The 16,953-nt window shown below is 40.9% G+C and carries 11 protein-coding genes, 1 tRNA gene and 2 pseudogenes; 2 read left to right on the top strand and 12 right to left on the bottom strand.

Annotated features, from left to right (window positions below):
* Positions 1–5 precede the first annotated feature (5 nt).
* The 12 genes and pseudogenes from KCV26_10070 to KCV26_10015 all read right to left on the bottom strand — a co-directional run bounded on the left by KCV26_10070 (position 6) and on the right by KCV26_10015 (position 14,277).
* Positions 6–3,126, bottom strand: a pseudogene (locus tag KCV26_10070) (TonB-dependent receptor).
* Between the two features lie 487 nt (positions 3,127–3,613).
* Positions 3,614–4,493 (bottom strand): annotated as a pseudogene (locus KCV26_10065) (DUF4886 domain-containing protein).
* Complete coding sequence (locus tag KCV26_10060; protein ID WZX35666.1) at positions 4,483–4,731, bottom strand: hypothetical protein; 249 nt, start codon at positions 4,729–4,731, stop codon at positions 4,483–4,485. The pseudogene KCV26_10065 and the gene KCV26_10060 overlap by 11 nt, the downstream one beginning before the upstream one ends.
* A gap of 32 nt (positions 4,732–4,763) precedes the next feature.
* Positions 4,764–6,098, bottom strand: coding sequence for a Gfo/Idh/MocA family oxidoreductase (locus KCV26_10055; protein ID WZX35665.1), 1,335 nt, complete (start codon positions 6,096–6,098; stop codon positions 4,764–4,766).
* Between the two features lie 23 nt (positions 6,099–6,121).
* Positions 6,122–6,892, bottom strand: coding sequence for an FAD:protein FMN transferase (locus KCV26_10050; GenBank protein WZX38371.1), 771 nt, complete (start codon positions 6,890–6,892; stop codon positions 6,122–6,124).
* A gap of 31 nt (positions 6,893–6,923) precedes the next feature.
* Positions 6,924–8,333, bottom strand: a complete 1,410-nt coding sequence (locus tag KCV26_10045) for an oxidoreductase (protein WZX35664.1) — start codon at positions 8,331–8,333, stop codon at positions 6,924–6,926.
* Positions 8,330–9,337, bottom strand: coding sequence for a Gfo/Idh/MocA family oxidoreductase (locus tag KCV26_10040; GenBank protein ID WZX35663.1), 1,008 nt, complete (start codon positions 9,335–9,337; stop codon positions 8,330–8,332). Before KCV26_10040 ends, KCV26_10045 begins: the two co-directional genes overlap by 4 nt.
* Before the next feature lie 12 nt (positions 9,338–9,349).
* Positions 9,350–10,147 (bottom strand): glucosamine-6-phosphate deaminase, encoded by a 798-nt coding sequence (locus KCV26_10035; GenBank protein WZX35662.1) that lies wholly within the window; start codon positions 10,145–10,147, stop codon positions 9,350–9,352.
* Positions 10,128–11,318, bottom strand: coding sequence for an N-acetylglucosamine-6-phosphate deacetylase (gene nagA / locus KCV26_10030; GenBank protein ID WZX35661.1), 1,191 nt, complete (start codon positions 11,316–11,318; stop codon positions 10,128–10,130). The genes KCV26_10035 and nagA overlap by 20 nt, the downstream gene beginning before the upstream one ends.
* Before the next feature lie 20 nt (positions 11,319–11,338).
* Positions 11,339–12,694, bottom strand: a complete 1,356-nt coding sequence (locus KCV26_10025) for an MFS transporter (protein WZX35660.1) — start codon at positions 12,692–12,694, stop codon at positions 11,339–11,341.
* Positions 12,695–12,809: 115 nt separating this feature from the next.
* Positions 12,810–13,973 carry a DNA-binding transcriptional regulator gene (locus KCV26_10020; protein WZX35659.1) on the bottom strand — a complete coding sequence of 388 codons (1,164 nt, stop codon included), beginning with the start codon at positions 13,971–13,973 and terminating at the stop codon, positions 12,810–12,812.
* A gap of 228 nt (positions 13,974–14,201) precedes the next feature.
* Positions 14,202–14,277, bottom strand: a tRNA-Pro gene (locus tag KCV26_10015).
* A 137-nt stretch (positions 14,278–14,414) separates the two neighbouring features.
* On the opposite strand from KCV26_10015, the gene lpxD reads away from it, so the two are divergent.
* Both lpxD and KCV26_10005 read left to right on the top strand, forming a co-directional pair.
* Positions 14,415–15,452 (top strand): UDP-3-O-(3-hydroxymyristoyl)glucosamine N-acyltransferase, encoded by a 1,038-nt coding sequence (lpxD, locus tag KCV26_10010; protein WZX35658.1) that lies wholly within the window; start codon positions 14,415–14,417, stop codon positions 15,450–15,452.
* A gap of 121 nt (positions 15,453–15,573) precedes the next feature.
* On the top strand, positions 15,574–16,953 hold the full coding sequence (locus KCV26_10005) for a bifunctional UDP-3-O-[3-hydroxymyristoyl] N-acetylglucosamine deacetylase/3-hydroxyacyl-ACP dehydratase (protein ID WZX35657.1): 1,380 nt from the start codon (positions 15,574–15,576) through the stop codon (positions 16,951–16,953).

Here is a 16,953-nt window from a genome sequence, read left to right as displayed (position 1 = left end):
AAGATTTAAAATCCAACATTTAGACCAATATTTATTACCCTTTGGAGCGGATATCCCAATCCGTTTCCACCCATTTCAGGATCCCAAAATTTGAAATTACTGAAACATAATAAGTTTGTACCACTTAAATAGAGACGAAGATTTCCTACATGCAGTGTGTCCATTACTCTTTTAGGAAAGGTATAACCCAACTCGGCACTCTTTAAACGCAAGAACGATGCATCTTGCATAAACCAAGTACTTGGTTTGTTATTGTTGTCGATTGCTTGATTAGCTAATCGCGGCCATACAGCATAAATATCCGGGTTAGATTCAGACCAATAACTATCTGAAAATGCTCTTAATACATTATTCCCATTTAAAAATGGGATAATGTTATTCGAATTATCTTTATTTGTATTCATCCAAAAAGATTGTCTGCCAGAGCCTTGGAAAAAGAATGAAAAATCCAAGCCTTTATATCCCATTGAAAGACCAAAACCATAATTGATTTCTGGTACTGTAGGATACCCAATTGGTACCATATCTAATTCTGAGATTCTTCCATCGCCGTTAAATATCCCTATACTTAATATCACCCGCCTTATAGTCTCCAAATTGCGTCGGGGAATTTTTAACTTCTTCTTCGTCTAAGAATAAACGCTCAGCGATGTATCCCCAAGTTTGATTGATGGAATATCCTACTCTGGAACGCCATGGAGCATCTGAATATTCCGGTTCTTCCCACTCTAATACTTTACTGGTGGCGTATGTAAAAGTTCCGCGCCCGATCAACCAAAAATATTTGTTAAAATTCTTTTCATAATTAAATTCAACATCGATCCCACTTCCTTTTGCTTTTCCAAGATTCGCTTTTACAGGCACACCTATACCTGTTGTCTTAGGAATAGTCCGGGATAATAAGATACCTTCCCGTTTTTCATTAAAAAAATCAGCGTTTGCCGAAAAACCATTCTTCAGGAGAATTTCAAATCCTAAATTAGTTTTATAAGATTTTTCCCAACCGATATCATCATTCGCATATCTTGAAATAGTAACTATACCGGGATTATAGTCTAGGTTGGTTCCCCAATTAACGAAGCTGCTACCACCTATATTCACTTTAGATAAATAGTAGAAACGGTCGCTGGCACTTCCTATTGCATCATTTCCTACTAATCCGTAGGTCGCTTTTAATTTAAATACAGGAACATATTCCTTCAATGATGCAAAAAAATCTTCGTTTGATACCATCCATGCTGTGCCAATAGACGGAAAGAAGCCAAAACGATGTTCGGTAGAAAAGCGTTCCGACCCATTGTATCCAAAATTAAATTCGCCGAAATATCGCGTATCATAATTATAGGCCAAACGTCCTGATAACCCTAAATTCCTATAGGGAAGTGATGATTGTAGATCTGGTGCAGTTCCTTCTTTTTCTTCCCGCATTTGATATACCAATAAAGCGTTGACATCGTGCTTTTCTTGAAACTTCCGATTATATTCAGTCATAGCTTCCAAATAAAAAGTGGATTTTATATAACGGTCGCCTTCCTTAAAGTCCAACCATTCAGTTCCAGAGGCTTGGTTCAGGACGTCCAATTCATATTTTTGAGTCCATTTGTCATAACTCCCATCCTTGATTTTGTAAAAAAATGGAGAATACTGACGAGTTACGGTGTAATCTGAATTTCTATTCATGTTTACCATTGCTCTTGCAGTGAGCCCTTTAGTAATCATGGAGAGGTCTTGTTTAATTTCAAATTGCGTGATTAACGTGTTTTTACTATAATCTTTATACCCTTTCATCGCTTCTGCATAAGGATTTAGGTATCCTCCGTTTCCATAATTTCCAAATAGAATGTGCTTCGTAAAGATATTCGCCTCGTCAGGCTCATAATATGGTTTAAACAATACCGGATTTGATCTCATTATTTTGCGGTATAGATCTGCACCTCCGTCCAGAGGTCCAGTATATTCATCAAAAGAAGAATTCATTTTTATGATCATCTCCGTAGTTTTCGTTACATTGATATTTACATTCGCACGAATATTATACTTTAATAAGTCAATATTCGAATTAAACTGATTCTTTGAGTCCGGTTTTAAATTGCCATTATCTTTTGTTAATGCTGCGGCAACATAGTAACGAGCTATATTACCCCCTCCACTTATACTTAAATTGGCACGTTGATTCATTGTCACATCATTGAACAATATATCATACCAGTCGGTAGATGGATAAAGATCAGGATATAATCCCCGTTCAGTCATACGTATTTTTTCTTCACTATATAAAGATACTGCAGATGGATCGCGCGTTTTTATCGCTTCATTTTGCATTCTCATGTATGTGATTGGATCGGTTAGCTTCACACGGTTCGTTGGTGATGAAATTGAATTTTCGACACGAATATTAAGTTTAGCTTTCCCCTCTCGCCCCTCTTTCGTTGTAACTAGAATTACTCCGTTTGCTCCCCTCGCACCGTAGAGTGCAGTGGCTGTCGCATCTTTCATTATTGAGAATGTGGCGATATCATCGGTATTTAGGCGAGCTAGATCGTCAGTAGTAAGTTCTACCCCATCAATTAAAATTAACGGGTCTTTCTTTGCTTCCGCCCCAAATGTAGTGACACCGCGGACAAAAAAACTTGCATTGTCCTTGCCAGGCTCTCCACTAAGTTGGTAAGAAATAAGGCCGGCAACTCTTCCGGCAAAAGCCGTGGTTAAGTTACTGCTTGGAACTTTAAGTTCGGATGTTTTAACCGTCGATATAGAGCCTATTACGCTTTCCTTCTTCTGTTTGGCAAAAGCCACAACAGTTACTTCATCCAATTCGCTTGGCTGCGGCTTCATGGCTATTTCTAAGTATGTCCTACCGTTTACCTTAATTGTTTGTGATTCCATTCCAAGAAAAGAGAAAATCAAATTATCAGTAGGTAATACTTTGATCTCAAAACTCCCATCTATGTCAGTTGTGACACCTCTGGTAGATTTATCTACAATTACACTTACACCAGGCAAGGGACTATTTGTCTCATCTTCAATAACTTTTCCTTTTACTTGTATTTGTTGTTGCGCAAATGAGGATAAAGAAAAAATGATGAAGATGCAACATAAAATAATAAATTTAATTCTGCTTTTCATTTCATCTCATTTTTATTTGTTAAATTAAATAACGGGTTATAATTTACAGAAGCTCTGTTTATATTGATTTATTTTATTAAAAATTTACATTATCCTTTAATAATTGTCTTCTTTGACTTATTCCTAAAAATAACATTTATTATTTGGAATACATGTTGAAACAACTGGAAAAAAATTGTCTCTAAATGGCAAAATATTATCCATAACATATGTATATAATGATTAGGGAACTACAAAATACTAATCCACTCAATGATCAAAATGAAATGATATAATATCGAAATACTCGTGTTTATTTCTTGATACAAAGGAATAAATGAAAAAAAGAATCAAGGAGTTTATTGCGAAATAATATATTCAAAAAACGTAAATAAACAAAAAATGCTTTTAAATGTAAACCTTGTAGTTATGAGAGAATTTGTGATGCAATAGAAACATCAATCTGTTCGAGCCAGCCATTCATCGTGGTCGGGTACCACATTTGTTGTTATGTTTCAACCATAGCAATCGTAAGCCATGAATTTTCATTCACCTCAATGGGAGTGACTTTACCGGGCTCTTCGACCGCACGATGTGCGGCAAGTTGAGCTACTTTTATCTGAAAAGGCGTAATCGAATGAGGGGCATAATTATTTCCAACCACAGATTTTTGAAATAACTTCTCATACCATACGCAAGATGCGGTGTATCTCCCGTAATTAAGATCTAAATGATAGCCATCCCTGCAAAATGTATCTCCCAAACTGCTTGTTCTTCCGTTTTGTATGGCTGTCCCGGCCGGGATAATAATATCAATGCCTGTTTTTTGCGCTGCCCGATTGTATGCATCAATAATAGCATTGAACATCGTTATCTGGTTATTTTCATAATTGGCAAAACCGGCATGCGTGGAGTTTTGTGCATAAGCCCAAGTGGCGTGCAACACGATTTTCATGACAGGATTAGTTGAATGTTCCCTTGCAAAATCCATCAAGCGGTCAAGGTAGGGAAAAAAAGATTCGTACAGGCCGGAAAGGGAACTCACCTGTTGAAAAGAGATGTAATCCCATTTTTCGTCGCTAACGGCATCGATCAGCCTGTAAATTGGGCGTTATGGTTTTAATCCCGTCAACAATTTTTCGATAAGAGTAATCCGGTGAGTTATTCACTGTATTGTTATAGTGTTTTTCTAAAGAACATCCAGCAATATACATGTTTCCGATTATAATGGTATCGCCGTTTGCTTCTACCAGTCCCGGGAGGTAATGCTCAATAGCATCATCCGAGAAGCTATTCCCTATCGCCAATAGTTTTATTTGCTTCGCATAGATAGAAGTTGCGAAGATGTAAAACACAAGGAAGATCAGGATAGTTTTTTTAGTTACCATGAGTATTCTGTTTTATCAACTTTCTGATCATATAAACAATAACTCTAACCAGAATAACCAGTAGATAGAAAAATAGAGCAATAAAAATGACATATCCCAGTTGGGTAAACACTTCGTACCAGGGTGTTTTGAAGAGGATGATTGAAACGATGTTCGTTAAAAATGCCGCGGCAAAGCAAGCGGAAAGAATATATATTTCTTTTTTTAATTGCCTGGATGTTATAATTAAGTCTTTCATCTGAATATTTTCTTTTTATTGATGAATCTTTTCTAAGAGAATTTCATATAAGGAATTTTGTATTCTTCGGGAAAAGTAATTTTCTTTTGCTCCGCCATCGCCTGATTTCCCAAATGACAAAGCATGGTGGCAAGATAGGCCTCTTCCACTATATTTTTCCCTTTTTCACCGGTAATGCAAGCCTGACAAAATGCGGACAAAATTTCATCGGAACCATCTTTTAATGCGCCAATCATGGATAGACCATCATTCACATGAAATTCACCTTCAAGAATGTTGTGAGGGATATATTTCTCTTTCGTTTCCGGGCGCCAGCTCGGGCCGGCAGCAGGTACGGAGGCATATAATTTATTTCCTATCTGCCCAATCAATTGTTCAATCCCGGATTTTTTCCCGCCGGCTTCATCTTCCAGATAATAAATACCGGTGGCCAGGTTCATGGTTCCTTTATTGCCCAGTATTTGATCTTCCATCCCGTTGAATTTATTGGAAATAAGCGATTCATAATTGATTTTGACCCCATTGGAGTAGTGATACACCAGATTTACACTATCATATACCTCTCTTCCGTCTTTCCAATATACGATGTCTCCTGTTCCTATCACTGATTCAGGCACCATCTGCATAGCCCAGCAGCAGACTTCCAATTGATGGGATGCCAATTCAGTCATTAACCCGGCTGAATAATCCCGATACAAACGCCAGTTGATCTGACGCTCCAGTTCCGGAGAAGGTACGGGGCGCCTCCAGTCATGGTTCCTGAACCAATGACAGCGTTCTCCCACAATTTCTCCGATTAAGCCGGAATGGATCATTTGTATCCCCTTTATATACTTCTTGTCGTACATACGCTGCATGCAGAAATAGAGAACTTTATCCGTTTTCCGATATGTATCGTAAATTGCTTTGCATTCCTCCATGGTTAAAGCCATTGCCTTTTCGCAATACACGTGCTTTCCCGCATCCAGGGCATCCAATGTCATAGGAGCATGCAGATAAAGCGGGGTAGATATAATAACTCCGTCGATGTCAGCAGATTCCAGCATCTTTCGATAGTCGGTATATGTCTTCGCGTTGGGACAAAGACCGGAAGCCTCTTTCAGGTTCGGGGGATATATATCACACAGAGCCACAATTTCGGCATGTTGCAGAGACAATACTGCGTGTATATTATACGTTCCTCTGGAACCCGTTCCGATAAATCCTATCCTGGCTTTCTCTTTTTTTATTTCTTTGGCTTTATCCGGGGTAAACGACTGCAACCAGGGGGTCGTAGCTAAAAGCGCGGCTCCTCCCGAAACGTAACCTAAGTCTTTGATAAATTGTCGCAGGCTCGTATCCACTTGTTTAGGCTTTTTGTTTGACATAATGTTACTTCACTAAAGTTAGACTAATATTCTACTGTATTTTGTACTTTAAAACCTTCTGTAATTCGTTTCTTTTCCGTATCATCGGCGATCATGAAAACTGTGCTTAGCACTTCAGCATCCAATGGATCTTTTGAGGTGATCGAGACGACCTTATTTCCTTTTATTGCTTCTCGCGACATAGGCCGTACTATATGGCCTGTGTAGGTCGGTGTATTTCCCGATACCGACAATGCCTCGTCCTTTAAAGAAATCTCACCTAAAACTTCATCATGGTTATATGGGTTTTCAATGCTCACCTTCCATGCATCTCCGTAAGGATGGTGCCCCATTCCCAGAATAGAACTGTTCCCGAAATCTACAAAACAGTGTTTTACTCCGGCTTGATGAATTAAATCCTTAATTTTCACCAGTGCATATCCTTTGGCATAGCCTCCAAAATCTAATGATATATCTTTTTTCAAAAAAATGACAGTGTGCTCTCTTTCATCCAGCAACACTTTTGAAAAATCATCCAATGTGATATCAAACAATCCCAATGTGCGGATATTGTATTGCCGGCAACTTTTCAGGATCGTCCACATCTCCTGGCTTACATGCACAGGTTCAAGAATAGCTTCGCGATTGATTTTTGAAGTTTCGCTTGTACTGCTAAAGCGATTAAAGATCCGGTCGAGCCGCCGAAGTTCGAAAACGACATCTTTCCAAACTTCCTGCGATTTCAATTTGTTTTGGCCGATGATAAGTATATCGAACCGTGTTCCCATGATGTTCTGCAATGAACCATGGAACATCTTTGATGATTCGTAATAAGTCCCGCCGATGTCAATCCCTATCTTTTGCAATTTCTACAGCTTTTGTTGTGATGTAATATTTTGCTAAGGTATTGATTTTTTCCCAGTCAGGCATATCGCGATTTACTAAGAAGCTGAAAAAACTTTCGGCAACATATTTGAAATGTGATTCGTGTCCCTCCCTGTTTTCGGAAGGAATATTGATGATATACTCCCCTTTTACGGTTGTAGGAGAAGCAGATACGAAAGGATAGGTTGTCCGGATTTTCTCGATCGCCTTTTGGAGGTTATCGGAAAATTCATTTTCATCCATCCCGTCGGTTTTTTGCACATACAGTTGTTTCACAAAATTCTGCTCTTTGTTCTGTATTGTTTTCAGCGTAGTTTTTGTTCCTTTTACAACCGACATGAAGGTATCTCCGCTACCTTCAGGCGCCTGGTAATTCCAAATAACTTTTAAGCCCACATTCCGGTGTTTTACATCGAAGTGGAGAGTGCCGTTGGCATACACCTTCAGTATGGAATTGTTGAGGTATTTTTGCAGGTAATCGGGGAAGGCGGTTTCACCGGTCGATTTTGTAAACTGCGGTAATGTGATCTCTGTTGCCCAATGAGAGGAAGAGATATTCCCGATATCCCGGGTGTAATTGATAGACTGTCCGGGAAAACATTTCCAGAACAACAAATCGATCAGGTGCGTGGTTACATCGGCAATCCCTTCGCCCTGTTGCTCCACGTCGTAATACCATGCCGGACGGATCAACGGGGTGCCGGACACTTCTTTATAGAAGTGATGCACGCTCTCCATATACACGGCGGGATCTTCCGGTGTTCCCGTTTTCAGCTCACCGAAAAAATCGGGATCGTTTATCAACTCTTTCTCGATGATATTTAGCATATCGTAACGTTCGGTCATCATATCATATAACAACACGTTTTGTGCCTCAGCATTGGCATACGCTTCTTCCAACAAAAGAAAATCTTCCCGGTTAATCGCCATCGGCTTATCCGACAAAACGTTTAATCCGGCATCTACCGCACTGAGAATATATTCGGTTTTCTCTTTATTGTTACCGGCAAGTACGACTACATTCCCTTTTTTGTCGGTTACCATCTTATTTAGAAAATCGTCGCCGGTATAGACAATTGTTTGCCAACTTGTAGGATCTTTATCTCTTTGGTTGAACGACTCAATGGCCGAAAGATACTGTTTTAATCCGGTATCTTCGGCGGGTGCATATATAAATACCGAATCGTTTACCTGTGGCATGGCGCTTTTTTGAAGCAGGTTGGCATGAAAATGCCCCGGGGCAAGGACGATCAGTTTTATTTCACCCTCTTTGCCGATAAATATCGTTTGGTTGCCCCGGGGGCTATTGTTCTTTTGCATACAAGAAAGTAATATCAGTCCGACTGCAATTATAGACCAACCCTTTTTCATTTTATTTTTAATTCCAGCAGTAATTCTTTAGCTTCTTTTAAGCCTTTACGATAGACATCCTCCATCAGGATGATTTTTCCATCATTACGCTTGCTTTCGTTCGAAGCCTCCATAAAGGTGAATATTTCGAGCGTTTCTTCTGCTGAAATCGGAGCAACGCGAGTTCTGAAAAATTTCAATATCTCCGTCAGTAGTACTTCATATCCCTCATAGGGACCGACAGGTTCCGCGCCTTTATCCGTAAAGGCTGTTCCTCCGTAGATACCCTTTCCCGCACGAAGGCCTCTGAACGTGCCTATCCTGCCATCGCTCCATAAGCCGGCGACTACGTCAGTTCCTTCAGCCGACATTCGATTCACGGATACACACCCCGTTCCCATAATAGTGAACAGGGTTTCCACGCCATGGATGCCATACCACCCAAAATCGGGATGCGATATTTCACGTGTTGCCGGAGAGTAACAATCCGCTCCTAAAACTTTACCATACTCTCCGTTGCGTAATTTTTGATTTTGCGGAACAAACCGTAGCGCGGATGAAGAGAAAATGGGAATATTATATTCCCTGGCTAATTGACAGATCGCTATGGATTGTGCCAAAGTGGCGCCAAGCGGTTTATCTATAAACATGATCTTACCTGCCTTGAACACTTCGTACGCCTGTTCCAGATGCAGGTTCCCATCGTTTGTTTCCAACATTACACAATCTACTTTTTTGAGCAATTCTGCTATGGAGGGAACAATCTCCACTCCCAATCCTTTAACCTGTTTTATATAATCAGGTATGCGGTCGTAACTCGATTTAATGGTTTTCGATCCGTAGGGATAGGCTGCGACAATTTTAAAATCTTTGAATTCTTCTTTTTTATCTTCTCCATTCAAAAATTTGGTAAAGGCAATAGAGTGAGAGGTATCGAGGCCGATGATGCCAATTTTTATTTGTTGTGCCTGGGCTATCCATAAAAGTCCGGACAAAATAGCTGACAAAATAACTTTTAGTCTCATAATGATTTTGTTTTAATTCAGTAATGACGCACTTTCTTTGTCCAGATACAATACAGCGCCTTTTTTCGTTCGTAAGATCGTAGCCGGGCATTCCTCGCTGATATCGTTATTCAGAGCGTGATACACGGCTTCAGCTTTATTTTTGGCCGGTACCATGCAGAACATATATTTTGCCCTTAACAGTGCCGGAATAGTCACGGTGATCGCATGGGTAGGTACCAAGTCTATTCCGGTGAAAAGGTTTTCATTGACTTGTTGTTGCCTGCAAGCCATATCCAGTTTTACCACTTTCACTAATTCAGGATCTTTGAAATCGGCTACTGGCGGGTCATTGAATGCGATATGGCCGTTCTCTCCGATCCCAAGACAAACAATATCAACAGGGTATTGATCCAATAAGCCGGCATACCTTTCGCACTCGGCAGAAGGATCTTCCGCTCCACCGTTTATCCCGTTTATATAATGGACACTTTTAAAGGGAACTTTATCAAAAATGCGTTCTCTCAGGAAATTACCGAATCCCTGAGGGGCATTCTCTTCCAACCCAATGTACTCATCCATGTGAAAGGCATTGATCTTCTCCCACCGGATTCGTTTATCGGCAATCAGCTCCTTCATAAAATCGCTTTGTGAGGGTGCGGCGGCAAAGATCATATTGATTTCCTCTTTTTCATTGAACAGTTGCCGTATAGTATCCGATACATTAGCTGCCGCTTCCATACCCATCTCCTCCCGGGTATGAAAGATTTTCACTTCCAACATTCCTTTGGTGAATGTGATTACATTCGTGTTAGTTTCCGTATATGACATTTCCTTCCAAGATTGTGTATGAAACATTAATATTATTATCAAAAATAACCAGATCAGCATCTTTACCTTTTTGGACAGATCCTTTCTGCTGATCTATCCGCATGATGCGGGCCGGAGTTAAGGTCATCATTCTTACCGCCTCCACCAAAGGCACATCAGCAATGTTTACCATGGTCCTGACCAAACGGTCGGTGGTGGCAACGCTTCCGGCAAAAGCTGTCCGATCCGGTAGTTTTGCCACGCCATCTTCGATGATTACCCTTTGTCCTTTTTCCAGGCTGCCTAAAATAGATTCCCCGTCGGGCATACCTGCCCCCCGCATTGAATCGGTACAAAGCGCAGTTTTGTCAGGCCCTTTGAATTTATATACGAACCGGAGAAGGGATTTAGGTAAATGCACTCCATCGGCAATGATCTCCACTGTCATGTCATCGATCAGGTATGCAGCTTCCAAAACGCCCGCGTAGCGGAATGCATTCCTGCGGGTAACGGTGGACATAGCCGAATAAAGGTGGGTTACGTGTGTAAACCCTGCGTTGAAGGCTTTCAGTACCTCCTCATAAATGGCATCGCTATGTGCTACGGAGGTGAGGATGCTTTTTGAAGTCAGCACCTTTCCGAAGTCGAGCGCACCGGGCAGCTCCGGCGCCAGGCTCCAGCGTACAATATCGTCCGACGCCGCTAAGATCTTATTGTATTCTTCCGGTTCGGGGTTTTTAAGATATTGGGGATCCTGAGCGCCCCGCTGATTATAGGCAAAATAGGGTCCTTCCAGATGTAGCCCGAGAAATTTAGCTCCTTTTGTGTTCTGTTTTACGGCTTCTTTATATACGTCAAACGTGTTAATCAGCTCGTCGAACGTGCTTGTCAACGTTGTAGGCAACAACGCCGTGGTTCCATACCGGGCATGAGTTTCCGCCGCTCCGAGATATGCCTCAACGGTCCCGTCCATAAAGTCATGCCCGCCACCGCCGTGTGTGTGGATATCAATAAAGCCGGGAGCAACATACTTGTTTGTCGCGTCTATCACAATATCGCTATTGCCGGGAGTGAATTCTTCATTATGAAGAATATCGGTTATTTTCCCATTTCCACATACAACGGTCAGGTTCTCCTCTATCGTATCGGGAAAAATGACCTTGCCGTTTTTTATGATGATTCTATTATCCATAATATCAATCAATTACCACATTAGTTCTTTGTTCTTCTCCAGAATTTGATCCGGTATCCTCTGGCCGCATACCATACAATATAGGCAAAACAGGGGATAAGAATCCAATAGGCCTGTTTCATTGCTTCAAAAGGCGAGAGAGACGAATTAAGCTCCACAAGCGAATGATAAATCATAGGCATAAATGCACTCCCGCAAAGCGCCATCACCAGAAAAGCAGCGCCAAGATTCGTGTGCTTGCCTAATCCGTTGATGGCAAGAGGCCAAATCCCGGCGTAAAGTAATGCATTGGGAAGTCCCATCATTACAAGGTACCAGATAGAAATATCGGACGTAATTCCGAAGAAATTAACCGTTCCTGATGTACTAATTATTAAAATAGAAAGAACTAAATTGAGTGAAGCGCAGATTAAAAGCGCATTACGTTGCTTCAAGTATTTGGGGATCAATATGATTCCGATAAAATATCCCAGAAAAGTCAACAGCATGGTGTATGAAGGGATATTTTTAGCCGGCCCGGCCAGGCTTTCACCCATAGTACCTGCATATTGGATGCTGGTAGCAAGAGCAATCATCTGTGTTCCTATATGGAAAAACATGGCAACCACCCCCAATATCAATGCAGGATATTGAAAAATGGATTTACCGGAGCTTTCATCTTCGGCAGAACATTTGTTCACTACCGAGGGATCTAATTCCGGTAAAGCCGAATAACGAACAATAATTCCAAAAACGAAGAGCGCTACAGCTAAAATCAGATATGGGAACATAACGCCTTTGATCAGATTATCCAAAGCAGCATCTAACGACGTGCCGGTATATAGGCCGGATTCAATCTCCCGCATCAATACCTTGTCGGATTCACGGATAACAACTCCGGCAAAAATAAGATTAGCTATAACACCGGCCAGTTTATTGCCCGTCCCAACTATACTCATCCGTTTGGCAGCGCTCTCGATTGGCCCTACAATGGTTACATAAGGGTTAGCGGCCGATTGTAAAATGGCAAGTCCTACACCCAGCAAAAACAGTCCCAGTAGAAACACCTGATAAACACGCCAATAGGCAGCAGGGACAAAGAGCAGCGCCCCGATTGCCATACACCACAGGCCATACATCATCCCCCTCTTATATCCCATCTTATTCAGCAAGAAAGATGAAGGGATAGCCATCACTAAATAAGCAATGTAAAAAGCAAATGTAACAAACGAGGATTGAAAATTAGTCAGTTGAAGGGTCAGTTGGAAATAAGGGACTAAAATAGTGTTTACCCACGATACCAATCCGAAAATAAAAAACAGCAACACCAGAATAATCATTGATTTGATCGTGGCGTTTTTGTTCTGAACATGTTTAACCCCTGGTTTTGTACTCATCTTTTATTGATTTAATACAAGTAAATAGTTTGTCCCACATTTTTGTAGTACACAAAATTATGTTTTATCAGGTATGGGAAATACGTTAATAACGAAATAGTAATCTCAAAAAACGTTATGGTGGAAAGTTATTGCTGTATTTTTTTTGAAATTCTACAGGAGTGCAGCCTCTATGCTTTTTAAAAATGCGCGATATATTTTTGCAGTCATTGAAACCGGCTTCAAGGGCCATATCGTATAGAGTCCTGTCAGTTGTTAGCAATAAATGAGCAAAATAGTCAATCCTGCAACTCAGGATAAATTGATAGATAGTGGTACCCATCTCTTCTTTGAATTTCACTTCCAGGTTACGCCGGGATAGCGGAACCAGTTCTGTGAGTTCCTCAATATTGATGTCGGTGTTGAAATTGTCTTCGATATAATTGACGACTTGAGAGATATAGCCATTGGATATATCATACTTCTCTGTCGATTTTCGAAGTTCGAACCGCGTTGGCCGGATAATGATGTTGAAGGGCTCTACGATCTCTCCCTTGATCATCCGGTCGATCAATCTTCCAGCTTCGTACCCTCCCTTTTCTACGTCTGTTACAATGGATGATATGGGAGGATCGGAAAGGTGACAAATCAGTTCATCGTTATCCACCCCCAGCAATGAAATTTCTTCAGGAATTTTAATGTTGTTAATTTTACAAATTTGAGATATTCTTAAAGCGAAATCATCGTCACAGGCAAAGAGGCCTACAGGTTTTGGAAGAGATAATAACCACTCATCCAACTCGGCATGAGTGCTGCTCCATTCCTTGCCCCCCAAATCTTCACTTTCAAAACAAAAGAAATTTCCTCCCGCTTTCTCAACCTCTTTCTGAAAACCCTCCGCCCTCTCCTTCGACCAAACAACACCCTTATTACCATAAAACGCGAAGTTGCGGAAACGGCGCATAATGAAAAACTTAGCAGCCATCACTCCGGTACCCACATAATCTCCGGTTAGGTTGGAAAAATAAGGACTTCTGGATTTGTAATTCTGTAGCACGATAGGTATATTTAAAGAGGCTAACAAATTGGTTCCTTCATGATCCCATCGTGCCAAAATTGCATCGGCCTTCCAGCTTTTGGCCCATTCAATTATACCCTCCTTTCCATACATCGTCTTATAATAAGTGGGTAGTCTGTAAAATAACCAAGGCCCGTGTTCATGAGCATATTGAATCAAACCTCTCAGTAGCCGGCGGCTGAATTCACTGGAGTAGTCAATAAGTATTAGAATTCTTTTCATTTACTTCTTGTTTTCAGATTTTTTTCACCTATAGGGTCAATATCAGAATGAACGACTTTCATTCTGCGAAAAAAACTTTTAATAATCCTCAAATATATACATTATTTTCAGAAAAAATTCAAGGAGGGTTGTTTTTAACCAAAAAGAAAATGTGTTTTGGTACTGAAGATTTTTAAAGGCTACAAAAAAAAGCAACTGCGATAAATTACGCAATTGCTTTAAAAACAGTCGGGATGACTGGATTCGAACCAGCGACCACTCGCCCCCCAGACGAGTACTCTAAACCGGACTGAGCTACATCCCGAAAAAGTGAATGCAAAGGTACTTTATATTTTTAAATCTGCAAAATTTATCTTAACTAAACATTTTCTGTACGCTTAACTTTGTCTGTTAGATTTTTATTTGTTAATTTGCATTTTTAAACCCAATAAAATAGAGTAAATGACCTTTACAGCACAACAAATTGCCGACTTTCTAAAGGGAGAGATTATAGGGAACCCGAACGTAGAAGTCGATAATTTTGCAAAAATTGAAGAGGGAAAACCACGAACCATTGCTTTTCTTTCCAACCCCAAATACACCCATTATATTTACGAGACTAAGGCAGATATTGTACTGGTAAACAATGACTTTATACCGGAAAAAACTGTTTCTGCCACATTAATTAAAGTCCCCGATGCTTATGCAGCTCTGGCTTCTCTGCTGGACCTGGTGAACAGCTTAACTCCACCAAAAATAGGAATAGAAGCGATGTCTTTCGTCTCGGCAACTGCAAAACTTGACGATAATATTTATGTCGGAGCGTTTGCCTATATCGGAGAAAACGTACAGGTGGGTAAAAACGTAAAAATCTATCCGCAAGCATATATTGGGGATAATGTAAAAATCGGAAATAATGTTGTTATTTATGCCGGAGTAAAAGTCTATCACAGTTGTATAATTGGCGACAACTGTATTTTACACGCAGGAGTTGTTGTTGGTGCGGACGGATTCGGGTTCAGCAAACAAGAGGGGGTGTACCATAAAATCCAACAGATCGGTAATGTGATACTGGAGGAAGATGTAGAAGTAGGTGCCAATACAACTATAGATCGTGCCGTTATGGGATCGACCATCATTCGTCGAGGAGTGAAACTCGATAATTTAATACAAGTTGCACACAATTGCGAAATCGGAAAGAATACGGTTATGGCGGCTCAGGTAGGAATTGCCGGATCAACCAAAATAGGTGAAGGTTGTGTCTTAGGCGGCCAGGTCGGAATAGGCGGACATATAACTATCGGTAACCAATCGCAGATTGGTGCACAGTCCGGAATTATCAGCAATACTCCTGAGGGATCTGAAGTAATGGGCTCGCCGGCATATCAAATAAAAAACTATTTCAAATCGAGCATAATCATCCCCAAGCTACCCGACATGTACCGTCAAATAAATGTGCTGGAAAAAGAAATCAAGGAGTTAAAAAAACAACTCTCCTAAGAACAGGAGACATGTTTTGCTAAAAAAACCTAACGGGAGAGCCAAATTCATACTTTTCAAGGCAAAGTTGTATCTTTGCCGGATTATCTGCACTCAAAATTAAATTTATCGATATAACAAGGTGAAACAGAAAACATTAAAATCCAGCTTTACGCTAAAAGGCCAGGGGCTTCATACCGGTTACAAAATTGAAATAACTTTCAATCCTGCACCCGTTGATTCCGGATACCGGATCCAACGGGTAGATTTAGAGGATCAACCTGTTATTGAAGCGGTGGCCGAAAATGTTGTCCATACCCAGCGAGGCACGGTTCTGGGAGTGGGTAATGTCACCGTCAGCACTGTTGAACATGCGTTTTCAACACTTTATGCACTTGGGATAGACAACTGTCTTATCGAAGTGAACGCGCCGGAATTTCCCATTCTTGACGGAAGCGCCATAGAATATATTCGTGCTATTGAAAAAGCAGGTATTGTAGAACAGGAAAAAGACAAAGACTTTTATGTTGTACGAAAAAAAATAGAAGTCTCCGACCCCGAAACCGGTTCTAAAATCACGTTACTTCCGGATGATGGTTTCGCGATCAATTCTAACATAGAATTCGAATCACAATATATCCCCAATCAATATGCCAGTTTGGAATCGTTGGAGAATTTTGCTACAGAAATAGCGCCTGCACGCACGTTTGTTTTTGTTCGTGAAATCCAAAAACTGCGTCAGGCCGGACTAATCAAAGGCGGTAACCTGGATAACGCCATCGTTATTTATGAAAGAAAGCTTCCTCAGAACGAGCTGGATGAGATAGCCGATGAACTAAACGTCCCTCGCATGGATGCAAACCAGCTGGGTTATCTGAATCACCGCGAACTGGCATTCCCTAACGAGCCTGCACGGCATAAACTGCTCGACATAATCGGAGACATGTCGCTGATAGGGAAACCTATAAAAGGACGGCTCATTGCTACACGTCCGGGGCATAAAATCAACAATCAACTGGCAAGGCTTATCCGTAGGGAGATAAAAAACAAAAATCAAGCACCGTTTTACGACCCCAATGTTGAACCCCTGATGGACATTAATCGCGTAAAACAATTGTTGCCACACCGTTATCCTTTCCTGATGGTGGACAAAGTAATTGAACAAACCGAAAGTTACATCGTAGGCGTAAAAAACATCACCAATGACGAGCCTTATTTCGTCGGCCATTTCCCCGATGAACCGGTTATGCCTGGAGTTCTGCAGGTAGAAGCCATGGCTCAGACAGGAGGATTGCTGGTGCTTTCCGGACTTGACGAACCCGAAAGATATTCGACTTATTTCCTAAAAATAGACAATGTGAAATTCCGAAGCAAGGTCGTTCCCGGCGATACCATACTTTTTAAAGTAGAGTTTTCGTCGGAAGTTCGCAGGGGCATCGCCACCATGCGAGGACTGGCTTTCGTGGGAGATAAAATAGTATCTGAAGCCGACTTCACCGCTCAAATAATCAAAAATAAATAA

Source organism: Petrimonas sulfuriphila, assembly GCA_038561985.1.
GTDB lineage: Bacteria > Bacteroidota > Bacteroidia > Bacteroidales > Dysgonomonadaceae > Petrimonas > Petrimonas sulfuriphila.
Note: the sequence above shows the minus strand (reverse complement) of the source record. Positions and strands in the feature narration are given on the sequence as shown.